Origin of the sequence: Janthinobacterium sp. HH106 (assembly GCF_001758725.1) — a bacterium.
Classification (GTDB): Bacteria; Pseudomonadota; Gammaproteobacteria; order Burkholderiales; family Burkholderiaceae_D; genus Janthinobacterium.
In genome coordinates, this window is record NZ_LRIC01000048.1 from 359,661 (window position 1) to 376,244 (window position 16,584).

Consider the following 16,584-nt stretch of genomic DNA (forward strand, 5'->3'; position numbering starts at 1 on the left):
AAGATGCCGGGCGTCGCAAGATACAACGAACAGAAAGAGAACCATGTCCAGCGCACCCCATACTGAAGCATCGCAAGCCGCCCGCAGCCTGGCCGCCGCCCTGATCGGCGACCCGTTTTACCGCGCGGTCACGGTGGCCTGCGGCGACGACGAAACGGCACGGCTGGCCATGCTGGAAGCGTATTTTGCGCTGGCGCTGACCGAGGGCGAGCAGGCGGGGCGCGTCGACCTGGCCGATGCGGTAGGCAATGGCGCCGCCATCTGGACGACGGATGCGCCGGCAGCCGAGCGTCAGGCCGCCTACGCGCAGCGCGAAGCAGCCTTGCGCGTGCTGCTGGGAGAGCAGGGCTACGCGCATTTCACGGCCATCGTCGGGAACATGGAGCACGCGCTGGCGCCGCATGGTCTGCAGGACGCGTGGTATCTGTCGATCGCCGGCATCGCCCCGGACGCACAGGGGCGGGGACTGGGCGCGTCCGTGCTGGCGCCGGGCCTGGCGGCCGTCGATGCGGCCGGCGCCGCGTGCTTCCTGGAGACCTACAATGAACGCAGCCTGCCGTTTTATGCCCGAATGGGCTTCGTGGTGGCAGGGCGTTATGCGGAAGCCGTCACGGGCTGCGATTACTGGCTGATGCTGCGGCAACCCACTGCTGCCTGATTGACCATTTTGCCAATTTCTATACACTCGTCTTTTCACTCATTTACTTAAATTAAAAGACCTGGAGATGGAAATGCCGACCCTGCCACTGCGCCGTACCCTGCTCGTTCTTGCCTGCCTGGGCACCTTGGGCCAGGCCCATGCCGATACCGTCATCGACAATGCGAACGGCTACACGCTCGACGCGCATGGCAAGGTGGTGCGCTTCACGGCGCTGGCATTTGACGACGCGGGCAAGCTGCTCGCCGTCGGCAGCGCCGCGCAGGTGAAACGCAAGGCGGCCAAGGGCGCCCTGCACATCGACGTGCAGGGCAAGACTGTGCTCCCCGGCCTGATCGACGCGCACGGCCACGTGTTCGGCCTGGGGACGATCGCCAGCGGCGTGATGTTGTACGGTTCGTCGTCGCTGCCGGCCGCCGTGCAGGCCGTGGGCGACTTCGCCCGCGCGCATCCCGAGCGCAGCTGGGTCGTCGGCAGCGGCTGGAACCAGGAAATCTGGAAGCTGGGCCGCTTTCCCACGGCCGCGGAACTCGATGCGGTGGAAAGCGCGCGGCCAGTGTGGCTGCGCCGGGTCGATGGCCACGCGGGCTGGGCCAACAGCCGCGCGCTGGCGCTGGCCGGCATCACGCGCGCCACGCAAGACCCGGCCGGCGGCAAGATAGTCCGCGATGCGGACGGCAACGCCACCGGCGTGCTGGTCGACAGCGCCATGGACTTGATGGATGCCGTGCTGCCCAAGCCGGGCGACGTGGAAAACCGCGCCGCCCTCGATGGCGCGCTGTCGCAGCTGTCGCAGGCGGGCCTGACCAGCGTACACGATGCGGGCATCGGCCAGATGCAGGACCGGCTGTTCCGCGACTACGCGGACCACGGCAAGCTGACGGTGCGCGTCTACGGCATGATTGCCGATACCACGGAAGATTTTGACGCGCTGTCGAAAAGCGGCCCATTAAAAGGCTATGCGCGCGACATGTACGCCTTGCGCGCCGTCAAACTGCTGTCCGACGGCGCCCTGGGCAGCCGCGGCGCGGCCCTGCTGGCGCCGTACAGCGACGATCCTTCCACCCGCGGCCTGCTGTTCTACAAGGACGCCGCCATGCGCGCGAAAATGGAAAAAGCCATGCGCGCCGGCTACCAGGTGAACGTGCACGCCATCGGCGACGCGGGCAACCATCAAATCCTCGACGCCTATGAAGCCTTGATCGCGCAATACCATAGCGCGGGCCTGCGCCACCGCATGGAGCACGCGCAGGTGGTGCAGTTGTCCGACATCCCCCGTTTCAAGGCGCTGGGCATCGTGCCGTCGATGCAGCCCACGCACGCGACGTCCGACCAGAACATGGCTGAGCAGCGCGTCGGCCACGAACGCATCAAGGGCGCATATGCGTGGCGCACCTTCCTCAAGCAGGGTTCGCGCATTGCCTGCGGTTCGGACTTCCCCATCGAGTCGCCGAACCCGTTCGAGGGCATCCACGCGGCCGTCACGCGGCAAAACAGCGAGGGGTTCCCGGCCGGCGGCTGGTATCCGCAGCAAGCCATGACGGTCACCGAGGCGCTGCGCTGCTTCACCTTGGACGCGGCCTGGGCGGCGCACCAGGAAAAGGTCATCGGCACGCTGGAAACGGGCAAATGGGCGGATTTCATCGTCGTCGACCAGGACCTGTTCAAGGTGTCACCAGCCGCCATCGGCAAGACGCAGGTGCTGCAGACGTGGGTGGCGGGCAAGCGCGTGTTCGAGAAAAAATGAGGGCCGGGGTCAGACCCGTCGGGTCTGACCCCAAAAGAAAATCTGTTGACTTGGTTGTATAGACAACCTATGCTGGGAGTACAGGAGCGGTCTAAATACGCCCGCTCGCACCCTACGAGGAGACAGCATGAACAGCACAATGGACACCGATCCACGCTTTGATGCCAGCCGTACCATCCGCGCCCCGCGCGGCACGGTCATGGCTTGCAAGAGTTGGCAGGCCGAGGCGGCCTACCGCATGTTGCAAAACAACCTGGACCCGGAAGTGGCGGAAAATCCGCAGCACCTGGTCGTCTACGGCGGCATCGGCCGCGCGGCCCGCAACTGGGCCTGTTTCGACCAGATCCTCGCCTCGCTGCGCGAGCTGGAAGACGACCAGACTTTGCTGATCCAGTCCGGCAAGCCGGTGGGCGTGTTCCAGACCCATGCGGACGCGCCGCGCGTGCTGATCGCGAACTCCAACCTGGTGCCGAAATGGGCCAATTGGGAACACTTCAACGAACTCGATCGCCAGGGCCTGTTCATGTACGGCCAGATGACGGCCGGCAGCTGGATCTACATCGGCACGCAGGGCATCGTGCAGGGCACGTATGAAACCTTCGCCGAGGCGGGCCGCCAGCATTTCGGCGGCGACTGGGGCGGGCGCTGGATCCTGACGGCGGGCCTGGGCGGCATGGGCGGCGCGCAGCCGCTGGCCGCCACCATGGCGGGCGCCGTCTCGCTCAATATCGAATGCCAGCAAAGCAGCATCGACTTCCGCCTGCGCACGCGCTACCTGGACAAGCAGGCGGCCAGCCTGGACGAAGCTTTGGCGCTGGTGAAATATCACACCGAACGCAAGGAAGCCATTTCGATTGGCCTCCTGGGCAACGCGGCCGAAGTGCTGCCGGAATTGGTGCGCCGCGCCAAGGCGGGCGGCCTGGTGCCGGACCTGGTGACGGACCAGACGTCCGCGCACGACCTGGTCAACGGCTACCTGCCGCGCGGCTGGAGCGTGTCGGACTGGAAGGCGGCGCAGCAGGACCCGCAGCGCCACGCGCGCCTGACGGTGGCCGCTGCCGATTCCTGCGCCGCCCACGTGCAGGCCATGCTCGATTTCCACGCCATGGGCGTGCACACTGTCGATTACGGCAACAACATCCGCCAGGTGGCGTTCGATCAGGGCGTGCAGAACGCCTTCGACTTCCCCGGTTTCGTGCCCGCGTATATCCGCCCGCAGTTCTGCGAAGGGCGGGGGCCGTTCCGCTGGGTGGCCCTGTCGGGCGACCCGGAAGACATCTATAAAACGGATGCGAAGATCAAGGAGCTGTTCCCGCACCACAAGCAGGTGCACCACTGGCTGGACATGGCGCGCGAGCGCATCGCCTTCCAGGGCCTGCCGGCGCGCATCTGCTGGCTGGGACTGGGCGAGCGCCACATCGCCGGCCTGGCCTTCAACGAGATGGTGCGCACGGGCGAACTGAAGGCGCCCATCGTCATCGGCCGCGACCACCTGGACACGGGTTCCGTCGCCAGCCCGAACCGCGAGACGGAAAGCATGAAGGACGGCACGGACGCCGTCTCCGACTGGCCGCTGCTCAACGCCATGCTGAACACGGCCGGCGGCGCCACCTGGGTCTCGCTGCACCATGGCGGCGGCGTGGGAATGGGGTATTCTCAGCATGCGGGCATGGTCATCGTGGCCGACGGCACGGAAAGCGCGGCGAAACGCCTGGCCCGGGTGCTGGTCAACGACAGCGGCTCGGGCGTCATGCGCCATGCCGATGCCGGCTATGAAACAGCGGCCGCCTGCGCCAAGCGCAACGGCCTGATTCTTCCAATGCTTTCTTGAGACCTTGATGCGAATGACTATGACACAGCATGCCAAAAGTTGGACCCTGAAACCGGGCGCGATGACCCTGGGCGACCTGCGCGCCGTCTGGGCCGCGCCCGCCAAACTGATCCTCGCCGCCGAGGCCTATCCCGTCATCGAGGCGTCGGCCGGCGCAGTGCAGGCCATCGTCGCCAAGGGCGATGCGGCCTACGGCATCAACACGGGCTTCGGCCTGCTCGCCAAGACGCGCATCCCCGATGAAAAGCTCGAGCAATTGCAGCGCAACCTGATCCTGTCGCACTCCGTCGGCACGGGCGAACTGCTGTCGGACGCCGTCGTGCGCCTGATCATGCTGATGAAGATCGGCAGCCTGGCGCGCGGCTTTTCCGGCGTGCGCCCGCTGATCGTCGACACCCTGATCGCCCTGTACAACGCGGGCATCATGCCGGCCATTCCCGCCAAGGGCTCCGTCGGCGCCTCGGGCGACCTGGCACCGCTGTCGCACATGACCCTGGCCATGCTGGGCGTGGGCGAGGTGCGCGTCAACGGCGAATTGATGGCGGCGCCCGATGCCTTGGCGCAGGCGGGCATCGCGCCCGTCGTGCTGGCGGCGAAAGAAGGCCTGGCCCTGATCAACGGCACGCAGGTGTCGAACGCGCTGGCGCTGCATGGCCTGTTCATGGCCGAGCGTCTGCTGGAAGCGGCCATGGTCACGGGCGCGCTGTCGCTCGACGCGGCCAAGGGCAGCGATGCGCCGTTCGACGCGCGCGTGCACGCCGTGCGGGGACAGCCGGGGCAGATACTGGCCGCGCAGATGTACCGCCAGCTGGTAGCCAACAGCGCGATCCGCGCCTCGCACCTGGAAGGCGACGAGCGCGTGCAGGACCCGTACAGCCTGCGCTGCCAGCCGCAAGTCATGGGCGCCTGCCTCGATCTGATCGGCAACGTGGGCCGTACCCTGCTGATCGAAGCCAATGCCGTCACGGACAATCCGCTGATCTTCCAGGATGGCCCCAACGGGCAGGCGGAAATCGTCTCGGGCGGGAACTTCCATGCCGAGCCGGTGGCCTTTGCCGCCGACACGCTGGCGCTGGCGATCGCCGAAATCGGCGCCCTGGCCGAGCGCCGCATCGCGCTGCTGATCGACGCCACGTTGTCCGGCTTGCCGCCGTTTCTCGTGCGCGATCCGGGCGTCAATTCCGGCTTCATGATCGCCCACGTGACGGCCGCCGCGCTGGCGTCGGAAAACAAGTCGCTCGCCCATCCGGCCAGCGTCGACAGCCTGCCCACGTCCGCCAACCAGGAAGACCACGTGAGCATGGCCACGTTCGCCGGGCGCCGCCTGGACGACATGGCGCACAACACGGCCGTCATCGTCGGCATCGAGCTGCTCGCTGCCGCACAGGGCATCGATTTCCACCGTCCGCTGAAAACCTCGCCGCACCTGGAGCACGTGCACCACCAGCTGCGCCAGAAAGTGCCGTTCTTCGACGCCGACCGCTTCTTTGCGCCCGATATCGAAGCGGCCAAGCAGATGGTGTTGCAGGGTGAATTGAGCAGCACCTGCAAGAATTTGTTCGCCCCGCTGTACGCTTGAGCGGGCGCAAGGAGACAGGCATGGATTTCCGCTTCAACGAAGGCAGCATCCCGCTGCTCGTGTCGATGCCCCATGTGGGCACCGACATACCGGACGATATCGCCGCGCGCATGACGCCGCAGGCCCTGATCAAGGCCGACACGGACTGGCATTTGCGCGAGCTGTACGGCTTTTTGCAGGAGATGGACGCGTCCGTGCTGTCGGCGCGCTGGTCGCGCTACACCATCGACTTGAACCGCCCGCAGGAAGACACGAATCTGTACCCGGGCCAGGACACGACGGGCTTGCTGCCCAACGATACCTTCCACCGCGAGCCGCTGTACCTGGTCGGCAAGGAGCCCGATGCGGCCGACGTGCAGCGCCGGTTGCAGCGCTACTGGGCGCCGTATCATGCGCAGCTGAGCGCGGAACTGGACCGCCTGCTGCGCGTGCATGGCGCCGTGGTGCTGTGGGATGCCCATTCCATCGCCTCGCATGTGCCGCGCTTCTTCGACGGCAAGCTGCCCGACCTGAACTTCGGCACGGCCGATGGCGCCAGCTGCGATGCGGGCCTGACGTCCGCCGTGGTGGACATCGCGCGCGCACAGGATGCATTTACCGTGGCCTTGAATGGCCGCTTCAAAGGCGGCCATATCACGCGCCATTACGGCCAGCCGGACAAGCGCGTGCATGCGATCCAGCTGGAGATGTGCCAGTGCCTATACATGAATGAACCTGGCATGGACGAGGCGGCGCCTTTCGGCTACCGGCCCGACTTGGCGGCCCGGGTGCAGCCGCTGCTGCGCCAGATGATGGAAGCGGCCGTGGCATGGGTGGCGCGTTGAGTACCTGTCTGTTCGCGCGCCACGCGCTGCTGCCGCAAGGCTGGCGCCGCGACGTGCTGCTGGAATGGGATGCGGCAGGCGACTTGACGGCGGTGACGGAGGGCGCCACAGTGCCGCCCGGCGCGGAAGTGGCCGAGTATGTCTTGCCCGGCATGGTCAACCTGCATTCGCATGCCTTCCAGCGGGCGCTGGGCGGCATGACGGAGGTTGCTGGTGACGAGGTTAATCAGGTAGCGGACAGCTTCTGGACCTGGCGCGAGCTGATGTACCGCTTCGCGCGCCACATCACGCCGGAACAGATGGAGGCCATCGCCGCGCAGCTGTTTGCCGAATGCCTGCGCCATGGCTACACGTCCGTCTGCGAATTCCACTACCTGCAGCGCGATGCGGCTGGCGCCCTGTATGCGCGTCCCGCCGAAACGGCAGAACGGGTGCTGGCGGCGGCGCGCGTCAGCGGCATCGGCATGACCATGCTGCCCGTGCTGTACAGCCATGCGGGCTTCGGCGAGCAGCCCCTTAAACCCGGGCAGGCGCGCTTCCGCACCGGTGCGGACGATGTCTTGCGCATCATCGAGGCGCTGGCGCCGCAGCGCGGCGGGCAGGTGGAAGTGGGCTTTGCACCGCATTCGCTTCGCGCGGCCGGCGTGGTGCAGATCCGCGAAGTGGCGCAAGCGCTGCCCGCGGATCGCCCTATCCATATCCACATCGCCGAGCAGCAGGGCGAGGTGCGCCAGTGCCTGGATTACAGCGGCCGGCGCCCGGTGCAGTATTTGTACGACCAGGTCGACGTCGATGCGCGCTGGTGCCTCGTGCATGCCACGCATGTGCAGCCCGACGAGGTGGCGCGGATGGCCGCCAGCGGCGCGGTCGCGGGCCTGTGCCCGACGACGGAAGCGAACCTGGGCGATGGCCTGTTCCCGCTGGCCGAATTCATCGCCGCCGGCGGGCGTTTCGGCGTCGGCAGCGACAGCCACGTGTCGCAGTCGCCCGTGGAAGAATTGCGCTGGCTCGAATACGGCCAGCGCTTGCAGCGCCAGCAGCGCAATGTGGCCGCCACGCCGGAGCAGCGCCATGTGGGCGACTATCTGTGGCAGGCAGCCTTGCGGGGCGGCGCGCAGGCGGCCGGACGCAAGCTCGGTGCTTTGGCACCGGGCTGCCGCGCCGATGTGCTGGTGCTCGACGACGCGCATGTGAACCTGTGCGGCGTGGCCATCGCCGACGTGCTGGGCAGTTTTATCTTCTGCGGCAACGACAAGCTGGTGCGCGACGTGCTGTGCGGCGGCCAGTGGCAGGTGCGCGATGGGCGCCACGTGGCGCAGGACGCCATCGCCACCGCCTACAAGCGCACACTGGCGCAACTGAGGGCGCTCTGATGGCGACTTTCATCCCACAGGAATACCTGCGCGCCGCGCCGTGGAAAAACGGCGGCGGCAGCACGACGGAAATCGCCATTTCTCCGCCGGACGCCGGTTTCGACGATTTTGACTGGCGTATCAGCCTGGCGACGATCACGGCCAGCGGGCCGTTTTCCAGCTTTCCCGGCATCGACCGCAGCCTGATGCTGGTCGATGGCGACAGCGTGCAGCTGACGCTCGACGGCACGCGCAAGGTGGTTTTGAGCGCGGCGCAACCGATGCTGTGGTTTCCCGGCGAGGCCGCCGTGGAGGCGCAGGTCAAGGGGCCGACGACGGATTTCAATGTGATGACGCGGCGCGACCGCTGCCGCCATCAGCTGGAAAAAATCACGGCGCCGGGCAAGCTGGCGCGGCGCAGCGCGGCGACCCTGCTGTTCGTCGCCGGCGAAGGCCACGTGCTGGCGCGCGGTGGCGAGCAGCAGTTCGCGCTGGCCCGCCATGACGCGCTGCTGCTGGACGCCGACGACGCGCCGGACTGGCGGCTCGACGCCTTGCAGCGCACGGCCGTGTTCCGCGTCGACCTGTTCATCTAGGAGAGAAAAGCGATGCAAGACTGGGATATGGTCATCCACAACGTCCACCTGGCCACCATGGAACATGGCTATGGCGAACTGCTCGACGCGGCCATCGCCGTCAAGGATGGCCGCATCGCCTGGTTCGGTCCCGGCGACGAGCTGCCGGCCAGCGGCGCGGTGCTGCACGACGGCCAGGGCTGCTGGCTCACGCCCGGCCTGATCGACTGCCATACGCACATCGTCCACGCGGGCAACCGCAGCGACGAATTCGAGGCGCGCCTGAATGGCGCCAGCTATGAAGACATCAGCCGCGCCGGCGGCGGCATCATGTCCACCGTGCGCGCCACGCGCGCGGCCAGCGACGATGAATTGCTGCGGCAAAGCCTGCCCCGCGTGCTGGCGCTGCTGGCCGAGGGCGTGACGACCCTGGAAATCAAGTCCGGCTACGGCCTCGATGCGGACAGCGAGGCGAAGATGCTGCGCGTGGCGCGCCGCATCGGGCAAGAGCTGCCGGTCACCGTGCGCACCACGTTTCTTGGCGCGCACGCGCTGCCGCCCGAATACGCGGGACAGGCCGATGCGTATATCGAGCTGCTGTGCGCGCAGATGCTGCCCCGGCTGGCCGGCGATGGACTGGTTGACGCCGTCGACGCGTTTTGCGAGCGCATCGGCTTTACGCCGGCGCAAACCGAAACGGTGTTCGAGGCGGCGCAGGCGCTGGGCCTGCCCGTCAAACTGCATGCGGAGCAGCTGTCGGATTTGGGCGGCGCGGCGCTGGTGGCCCGCTACGGCGGCCTGTCGGCCGACCACCTGGAATTCCTGTCGGACGAGGGCATCGCCGCCATGGCGCGGCATGGCACGGTGGCCGTGCTGCTGCCGGGCGCCTATTATTTTTTGCGCGAAGTACAGCAACCTCCCATCTCAGATTTGCGCGCGGCCGGCGTACCGATGGCCGTGTCCACCGATTGCAATCCGGGCACGTCGCCGATGACGTCATTGCTGCTGGCGATGAACATGGCGTGCACCTTGTGGCGCTTGACGCCGCAGGAAGCGCTGGCCGGTGTTACGTGCCATGCGGCGCGCGCGCTGGGCTTGCAGCAGGAAACGGGCAGCCTGGCAGTGGGCAAGCGCGCCGATTTCGCCCTGTGGCGCATCGCGCGCCCGGCCGACCTGGCGTATGCGCTGGGCCTGAACCCGTGCGCGGGCGTGGTGCACGGCGGTGTCTGGCGCGCGCCGGTGGTAAGCTTGCCGGATTGATCATCCGTCCTGGAGCGCCGCGTGCGTGCTGCCTATTTGCCGTTTTACTTGCTGTTGTTACTAGTCTTCGCCGCCGCGCCCATGTCCTCACTTGCCATGGACGGCGGCACCCTGAAGGTGGGTTCGAAGCGCTTTACGGAATCGTACATCCTCGGCGAAATCGTCAAGCAGAGCGCCGCGCCGCACGTCAGGGCGCAGCACCGCCAGGGCCTGGGCAACACGGCCATCGTGCTGGCCGCGCTGCAGGCAGGCAGCATCGACGTATATGCCGAATACATGGGCACCATCGCCAGCGAAATTCTCAAGCACGACAAAGCCATCGACCTGGCGCAGATGCGGCGCGAGCTGGCGGTGCTGGGGCTGGGCGTGGCCGTGCCGCTGGGCTTTAACAATACGTATGCGCTGGCCATGCGCGGCGATGAAACATCCATCACGAGCCTGGCGCAGCTGGCGCAGCACCCGGCCCTGACATTCGGCCTGTCGCATGAATTCATCGGCAGGATCGATGGCTGGCCTGGCCTGGCCGCGCGCTATGGCTTGCCGCAGCGCCCGCGCGGACTCGATCACGGCATTGCGTATGAAGCGCTGGCGCAGCGCCAGGTGGATGTGATCGACATCTATTCGACGGACGCGAAGATCCGCCAGTACGGCTTGCGCGTGCTGGCCGACACGCAGCAGTATTTTCCCCGCTACGACGCCATGCTGCTGTACCGGCTCGACCTGCCGCAGCGCTTTCCCGCCGCCTGGCAAGCCTTGCAAGGGTTGCAGGGGCGTATCAGCGAGGGCGACATGATCGCCATGAATGCGGCCGTGGAAATCGACGGCAAGAGCTTTGCCGGCGTGGCGCGGCAGTGGCTGGCATCGGGCACGCGGCCGAACAAACCGGCCGCCGCGCGCAGCGGTTTGCTCGATAAAATCATCGGCGACGATCTGTGGACCCTGACGCGCCAGCACCTGACGCTGGTGCTGCTGTCGGTGGCCCTGGCGTGCCTGATCGGTATTCCGCTGGGCGTGCTGGCGGCGTTTTCGGCGCCGCTGCGGCAAACCGTGCTGGCCTTCGTCGGCGTGCTGCAGACGGTGCCGTCGCTGGCCCTGCTGGCGATATTGATTCCCGTGCTGGGCATGATCGGCACCGTGCCGGCGCTGGTGGCCCTATTCGTGTACGCCTTGCTGCCCATCGTGCGCAACACGTGCACGGGCATCCTGCAGGTGCCGCAAGGCTTGCGCATGGCGGCGCTGGCGCTGGGCTTGAGCCGGCGCGACCGCCTGCTGCATGTGGACTTGCCGCTGGCCTTGCCCGTGATGCTGGCGGGCGTGAAAACGGCGGCCGTGATGAGCGTGGGCACGGCCACCATCGCCGCCTTCATCGGCGCGGGCGGCTATGGCGAACGCATCACCATCGGCCTGGCGCTGAATGACAACGACATGCTGCTGGCCGGCGCGATCCCCGCAGCCGTGCTGGCCCTGCTGACGCAAGGCCTGTTCGAACTGGTGGAGCGTTGGGCCGTGGCCGGCCGGCAGCGCTGACGGCATCACGGTTACAGCGAGTGCAGTTTCGAGCGCACCGAGACGACGGCCTGGTGCAGGATGCGTTCGGCCTGGAAGTCGTTTTCGCGCTGTTCGGCGATGGCTTGCAAGTCGCGCGTGTAGCGTTCCAGGCGGGAACGCAGGTAGGCGCGGTAGATCTTCATGACGAGCGGTTTGGCAGAGACATTCATGATGTGGCTCCCGGATGCGAAATGATGCGTTCATTTTGTGTGAGCGGAATGCCGCCACTTTGCGTCATATCAAACGCCATGACCCCGTCAAATTGGCGCGTTTGACATTGCGCAATGCCCCCAACGTCGCAGATGCCACACTGAATCTTCCCTGCTCGCCTGGACATCATCAGCCGCGAGCCCTGATCCCATCAAGCATACTCAAGGAGCGTCGCATGGTCATTTTTGCCGTGGTTGCTGGCTGCATCGCCTGCCTGACAGTGTACCAAATCTATAAAAATTCGCAGGGTGGCAGTGGGGTTGCGCAACAACATATCGGCTTGCACGGCACATTGATTGAACCACGGAAATAATCAGTGTCATCCGAGCGACACTTGGTGACACTTGGTTAGCAGATTTAAGTCAAATGTAAGGCCCGGTAAGCAAATGTAAAGGTCTGCGCCATCGCAAGCAGCTGCGTTTATATTGATAACCGTTGATTGCATTCTCCCCCTCCCACTTGACAATGGGTTCACCCCGCGGTGCCGCTAGCCCGCGGGGATTTTTTTTGGGGAACTTACTCTGACGGTTCCAATGCAATGGCTTTCGGCGTGCCCGCCGACAATTGCGTCAAGGCATCGCCAGCCACGCGGCAGATGCGCCAGTCCGGCATCACGTCCGCGCCCATGCCCTGGTAGAAGTTGATCGCGTTTTCATTCCAGTCCAGCACCGACCATTCGAAGCGGCCGCAATCGCGTTCGACGGCCAGTTGCGCCAGCGCCACGAGCATCTGCTTGCCATAGCCCTTGCCGCGCACCGATTGCTTCACGTACAGGTCTTCCAGGTACAGGCCCTTGCGGCACAGGAAGGTGGAAAAGTTGTGGAAGAACAGGGCGAACGTCACTACTTCACCATGTTCCTCACCGACCAGCGCTTCGCACGCGGGGTGCTTGCCGAACAGGCTGTCGTGCAGCATGGATTCCTTGGCGATCATCATGTGTTCGAGTTTTTCAAACACGGCCAGTTCATGGATCATGCCGAAGATGGCGGCCACGTCGGATGCGGTCGCGGGACGGATGGCGAGGGAGGAAGAGGTGCTCATGTTGCCTTTGCGGATGAAGTGGTGGAAAGAGAGGAAACGGCAGCCGTCTTGCGCGCGCCCGACGTCAGGGCCCATGCCACGCTGGACAGGCACAGCACCATGCCCACCCATTCGATGGGAGCGGGCCGGTAATGTTCGAACTGCACCGACAGCAGCACGGAAATGACGGGCGTGACGACGCCGATATACACGGTCTTTTGCGTGCCGATGCGGGCGATCAGGGTGAAATACGCGCTGAAGGCGATCACCGAGCCGAAGAGGGCCAGGTACAACAATCCCATCCAGTAACTGGGGCGCGTGGGCAGCTGCCAGGACTGGCCTGTGGCGATGGCCCAGCAGGCCACCATCAAGGTGCCCCACAGCATGGTCCAGGCCATGGTCAGCATCACATTGCCGGACTGTTCGCGCACTTTCATGACGAGGGCATTGCCCACCGTGCTGGACACGGTGGCCACCAGGGCCAGCATGAATCCGAGCAGAAAATGGCCATTGCCGCCGCCGAGCATATCGTGCAGCGCCGCGCCGATGGACTGGTAAAACAGCAGCACGATACCGCAGATGGCGACAAACGCGGCGCAGCAGGTGCTCCAGGTGATTTGTGTGCCGAAGGCAATGCGGTTGAGCAAGGGCGTCCAGAACACCATCAACGCGAACAGCACGCTGACGAGGGCCGACACCAGGTATTGCTCCGAACTATACGTACACACATAGCTGAGGGCAAACGAGGCCAGGCCCTGCAGCAGCATCCATTTTTGCGCGCGCCAGGGCAGGCGCAGGCGGTAGCCGCGCACGGCGCACCAGGCAAACAGGGTGGCGGACGCGAGGCCAAAGCGGTAGACCACGGAAACGGCGGGGGCGACGTCGCCCAGCTGCAAGGTGATGGCCCAGAAGGTGGAGCCCCAGATCAGGCAGGCAATGATGAACAGGAGAGGAGAGGACATCGCGCAAGTATACGGGCATCGCGCAGCGATGGCGAGCGGGCATCGTGCAGCGATGGCGAGCGGGCATCGTGCAGCGATGGCGAGTGCGGTCGAGCTTGCTCGATGTGTTGCCAAGAAACACCAGGCATTGAGCCAGCGCAGTGCTTCTGAAAAATATTGAATTTATGAAAATATTTACATTAATATCAAGTAAATATTTTCCGGATTGCATCTTTGAAGGGGACCGCCATGCCAGCCTCACTGCACATCAAAGTATGGAGCGTGCTTGTGTATGTCGTCGTGACTGCTGTGATTGCCATCTGGCTGCACCCTTCTGCCTTGCTCGCTGCCGGCGCATTCGGCTGAGCGCATGCGCCGGCAAGCAGATCAGTGGGTGACGCGGGTCTTGCGGCCGTCCGACAGCAGGCGCACGCGCTCGCCGGGGCGGAACAGCTCGTCGGCGTCTTGCACGATGGCGCGCATGTCGCCATTGTCCAGGCGCACGGTGATTTCCAGGCCGGGTTTGTTGGACGCGTTCGCTTCTATGCTCTTGCCGGCCATGCCGCCGGCGACGGCGCCGAGGATGCTGGCCGCAATGGCGCCCTTGCCGCCCCCGACTGTCGAGCCGGCCACGCCGCCCAGCGCCGCGCCAGCCAGCACGCCCGTGCCCGTTTCGCCCTTGTCGATGGTTACCTGGCGCACGGATTCAACCGTGCCCATGCGAACCGATTGTTCATTCTGCGCCTGGCGCGCGTTGTAGACATTTGCCGAGTTCGGTTGTACGGCGCAGCCGGCCAGGGTGGCGAGCAATGCCACTGCAATAATTGGTGCTTTCATGTAGGACTCCCTTGGACAAAAGTTGGTTGCCGATTGCGTCGACCGGCAGATGATGACTTATCATAAGGACACTTGCCTAAGATAACTAGTTGCGAATAGTAAAAATCTGTTACTGGCCCCGCGTGACCGAGTGGCCACGTGACCGCCTGCCGCTCAATACGCCAGCCGCAGGCGCCGGTACAAAAATCCCAGCACGAACAGCGGACCCACGAGTAAAAAGCGCACATCGTCGAGGAACGACGGCTTCTTGCCTTCGATCTGGTGGCCGATGAACTGGCCTATCCAGGCCAGCACGAACAGCGCCAGCGACGCGGGCAGGATGGTCAGCGGCGGCATGAGCTGCAGCAGGCCCAGCATGGCGGCCAGCATCGCCAGCATGCCCGCCGCAAACGGGCGCGACAGCTTGTAGTAATAGTATAAGGCCAGGATACTGCCGAGCAGCGCCACGCTGGGATGCACGCTCCACAGCAGCCCCAGCAAGCTGAAAACGATCAGCGGCACGCACACGATGTGCACCCATTCATTGATGTGGTTGCGGTGGCTTTCGCCATACTGGGCCAGCAGGGTGTCGATGGTGCGCATGGGCGGTCTCTTGTGTGGTGTTCTGGCTGGAAATTCTACACCGGAACTCAGGCAACCGAACGCAGCGAACCGCCCGCAGAATTGTTGTATTGGAAATTATGGGCTATTATTTCCAATTGGAAATGTTTTCACTCACTGTACAGATGGAATAAAGGTATCCGTGATATTGCAAGCCTGCCACCCTGATTACCAGCGCTATTCGATGGCGTCCCTGCAACAAGCCCTGTCCGGCGCCGACGGAGCCGATGCGGCACGGCGCCAGCGCATCGAAGCGGAAATTGCCCAGCGCCAGCAGGATGACCATGCGGCAGAACAGCGCCAGTGGGCCGCGCGGCCGCAGGACAAGCCGCTCGATCCGGCCACTGCCGCGCTCAAGGAAGCAGCCGGCCCCTTTCTGCGGTCTGCGGGCTATGTGTTGCTGTTCGCATGGGTGGTGTTGCGAGTGGCGGGCTTGCTGGAAACCTTGCAGACAGGTAGCCGGACCTATGTGTTTGGCAATCTCGGTTTGCTGATCTTTGGTGCCTGCCTGGTGCGCGGCAAGCTGCGCGCGGCAGTATGGCTGCGCTGGCTGGCGGTATTCTGGATCGTGCCTGCCGTGCTGGCGATCGATTTCCTGTTTCTGCAGCCGATGTCCCTGACGGTGATGCAATTCAAGCTCGCACCCGGCTATCGTATCTGGTCGGTGCTGGAAGCCGTGCTGTCATTGTGGGTCATTCATTACCTGTATCGTCAGCTGGGTATGCCTGCCGTCATGGCCGCCTGCGATGCCAGGGGCTACAAGCGACGCGATCTGCGCATCCCTGCCATCTGCGGCCTGATCCTCGGCATGGCTGGCGTGGCTTTCCAGCTGCATGCCTCCCATGGAGATATGGCTACGCAGGCGCGTGCGATCGTGGCGCAGCGCTATGGATCGGGCTACCAATACCATGTCAACGGCGTCGGCAATGCCGTCACACCGCAAGGCAGATTTCATACGGCACAGGTACTGGTGTGGGATGACAAGGGCATCATGTCTGTGCCCGTGCAATGGCCCCAGTAAAATAGACGCTGTCCCCAATCCTGCAGGATGCCGCTTTTGACCCGCTTATTGTCTGTTGAACCGGCCATGCCGGACCCGCGCAAGCGCTGTTTCGCCCCCGTCGTCGATGCCGGCACGCGCCTGCTGATACTGGGCAGCCTGCCCGGCGAAAAATCGCTGGCGCACAGCCAGTACTATGCGCATCCGCAAAACAAGTTCTGGATGCTGCTGGGCGAGGTGCTGGGCGTGGAGTTGAAGAGCCTGCCCTATGAAGAGCGTTTGGCCACCTTGCTGGCGCACGGCGTGGGCCTGTGGGATGTGGTGGCGCAGGCGCAGCGCACGGGCAGCCTGGACAGCAATATCCGCGCCCGCGACGACAATGACCTGGTGGCCCTGGCCGCCAGCTTGCCGCGGCTGCACACGATTGCCTTCAACGGCGGCACGGCCGCCAAGCTGGGCCTCACGGTGCTGGGCGAGCACGCGCAGCGTTACCGCATCGTCAGCTTGCCGTCAAGCAGCCCGGCGTACACGCTCGCGTATGCGCAGAAATTGCAGGCGTGGCTGTCGTTGCGTGGCCAACCGGAGCCGGCCGCGCGTTAATC

The 16,584-nt window shown here is 64.9% G+C and carries 17 protein-coding genes; 12 read left to right on the top strand and 5 right to left on the bottom strand.

The genetic code is table 11. The features are described 5' to 3' along the window. The first annotated feature begins 43 nt into the window (after positions 1-43). The 9 genes from JAB8_RS19230 (at position 44) to JAB8_RS19270 (ending at position 11,353) form a co-directional block, all read left to right on the top strand. Positions 44-658 carry a GNAT family N-acetyltransferase gene (locus JAB8_RS19230; RefSeq protein WP_070291005.1) on the top strand — a complete coding sequence of 205 codons (615 nt, stop codon included), beginning with the start codon at positions 44-46 and terminating at the stop codon, positions 656-658. Between the two features lie 73 nt (positions 659-731). After that, on the top strand, positions 732-2,405 hold the full coding sequence (locus JAB8_RS19235; protein ID WP_083287808.1) for an amidohydrolase: 1,674 nt from the start codon (positions 732-734) through the stop codon (positions 2,403-2,405). Positions 2,406-2,532: 127 nt separating this feature from the next. Beyond that, a complete protein-coding gene (gene hutU / locus JAB8_RS19240; protein ID WP_070291007.1) occupies positions 2,533-4,236 on the top strand; it encodes a urocanate hydratase in 1,704 nt (567 codons plus the stop codon). A 19-nt stretch (positions 4,237-4,255) separates the two neighbouring features. Next, positions 4,256-5,815, top strand: a complete 1,560-nt coding sequence (hutH, locus tag JAB8_RS19245; protein ID WP_070291008.1) for a histidine ammonia-lyase — start codon at positions 4,256-4,258, stop codon at positions 5,813-5,815. Positions 5,816-5,835: 20 nt separating this feature from the next. Next, positions 5,836-6,639: an N-formylglutamate deformylase gene (gene hutG / locus JAB8_RS19250; protein ID WP_070291009.1), complete on the top strand. Its 804-nt coding sequence runs from the start codon at positions 5,836-5,838 to the stop codon at positions 6,637-6,639. Continuing rightward, complete coding sequence (locus JAB8_RS19255) at positions 6,624-8,012, top strand: formimidoylglutamate deiminase (RefSeq protein ID WP_070291010.1); 1,389 nt, start codon at positions 6,624-6,626, stop codon at positions 8,010-8,012. The genes hutG and JAB8_RS19255 overlap by 16 nt, the downstream gene beginning before the upstream one ends. Then, positions 8,012-8,587: a HutD family protein gene (locus tag JAB8_RS19260; RefSeq protein ID WP_070291011.1), complete on the top strand. Its 576-nt coding sequence runs from the start codon at positions 8,012-8,014 to the stop codon at positions 8,585-8,587. Before JAB8_RS19255 ends, JAB8_RS19260 begins: the two co-directional genes overlap by 1 nt. A 12-nt stretch (positions 8,588-8,599) precedes the next feature. Next, positions 8,600-9,826 carry an imidazolonepropionase gene (gene hutI, locus JAB8_RS19265; protein WP_070291012.1) on the top strand — a complete coding sequence of 409 codons (1,227 nt, stop codon included), beginning with the start codon at positions 8,600-8,602 and terminating at the stop codon, positions 9,824-9,826. 81 nt (positions 9,827-9,907) lie between these two features. Further along, positions 9,908-11,353, top strand: coding sequence for a glycine betaine ABC transporter substrate-binding protein (locus tag JAB8_RS19270; protein ID WP_070291071.1), 1,446 nt, complete (start codon positions 9,908-9,910; stop codon positions 11,351-11,353). 11 nt (positions 11,354-11,364) lie between these two features. Here JAB8_RS19270 and JAB8_RS19275 read toward each other — a convergent pair whose 3' ends face one another. After that, positions 11,365-11,544, bottom strand: a complete 180-nt coding sequence (locus JAB8_RS19275; protein ID WP_034746290.1) for a hypothetical protein — start codon at positions 11,542-11,544, stop codon at positions 11,365-11,367. 14 nt (positions 11,545-11,558) lie between these two features. On the opposite strand from JAB8_RS19275, the gene JAB8_RS29200 reads away from it, so the two are divergent. Continuing rightward, positions 11,559-11,897: a hypothetical protein gene (locus tag JAB8_RS29200; RefSeq protein ID WP_139143096.1), complete on the top strand. Its 339-nt coding sequence runs from the start codon at positions 11,559-11,561 to the stop codon at positions 11,895-11,897. Positions 11,898-12,100: 203 nt separating this feature from the next. Here JAB8_RS29200 and JAB8_RS19280 read toward each other — a convergent pair whose 3' ends face one another. The 4 genes from JAB8_RS19280 to JAB8_RS19295 all read right to left on the bottom strand — a co-directional run bounded on the left by JAB8_RS19280 (position 12,101) and on the right by JAB8_RS19295 (position 14,964). Continuing rightward, positions 12,101-12,625 carry a GNAT family N-acetyltransferase gene (locus JAB8_RS19280; RefSeq protein ID WP_070224219.1) on the bottom strand — a complete coding sequence of 175 codons (525 nt, stop codon included), beginning with the start codon at positions 12,623-12,625 and terminating at the stop codon, positions 12,101-12,103. Beyond that, positions 12,622-13,566 (bottom strand): EamA family transporter, encoded by a 945-nt coding sequence (locus tag JAB8_RS19285; RefSeq protein ID WP_070291013.1) that lies wholly within the window; start codon positions 13,564-13,566, stop codon positions 12,622-12,624. The genes JAB8_RS19280 and JAB8_RS19285 overlap by 4 nt, the downstream gene beginning before the upstream one ends. 366 nt (positions 13,567-13,932) lie before the next feature. Then, the gene (locus JAB8_RS19290; protein WP_034780449.1) at positions 13,933-14,382 is read right to left on the bottom strand and encodes a glycine zipper 2TM domain-containing protein; all 450 of its coding nucleotides are present in this window, start codon (positions 14,380-14,382) and stop codon (positions 13,933-13,935) included. 153 nt (positions 14,383-14,535) lie between these two features. Then, positions 14,536-14,964, bottom strand: a complete 429-nt coding sequence (locus JAB8_RS19295) for an Mpo1-like protein (protein ID WP_070291014.1) — start codon at positions 14,962-14,964, stop codon at positions 14,536-14,538. Between JAB8_RS19295 and JAB8_RS19300 the strand changes: the two genes are divergently transcribed. Further along, positions 14,963-16,003, top strand: a complete 1,041-nt coding sequence (locus JAB8_RS19300) for a hypothetical protein (protein ID WP_139143097.1) — start codon at positions 14,963-14,965, stop codon at positions 16,001-16,003. The genes JAB8_RS19295 and JAB8_RS19300 overlap by 2 nt on opposite strands. Positions 16,004-16,069: 66 nt before the next feature. After that, a complete protein-coding gene (locus tag JAB8_RS19305; protein ID WP_070291016.1) occupies positions 16,070-16,582 on the top strand; it encodes a DNA-deoxyinosine glycosylase in 513 nt (170 codons plus the stop codon). The last annotated feature ends 2 nt before the right edge of the window (positions 16,583-16,584 follow it).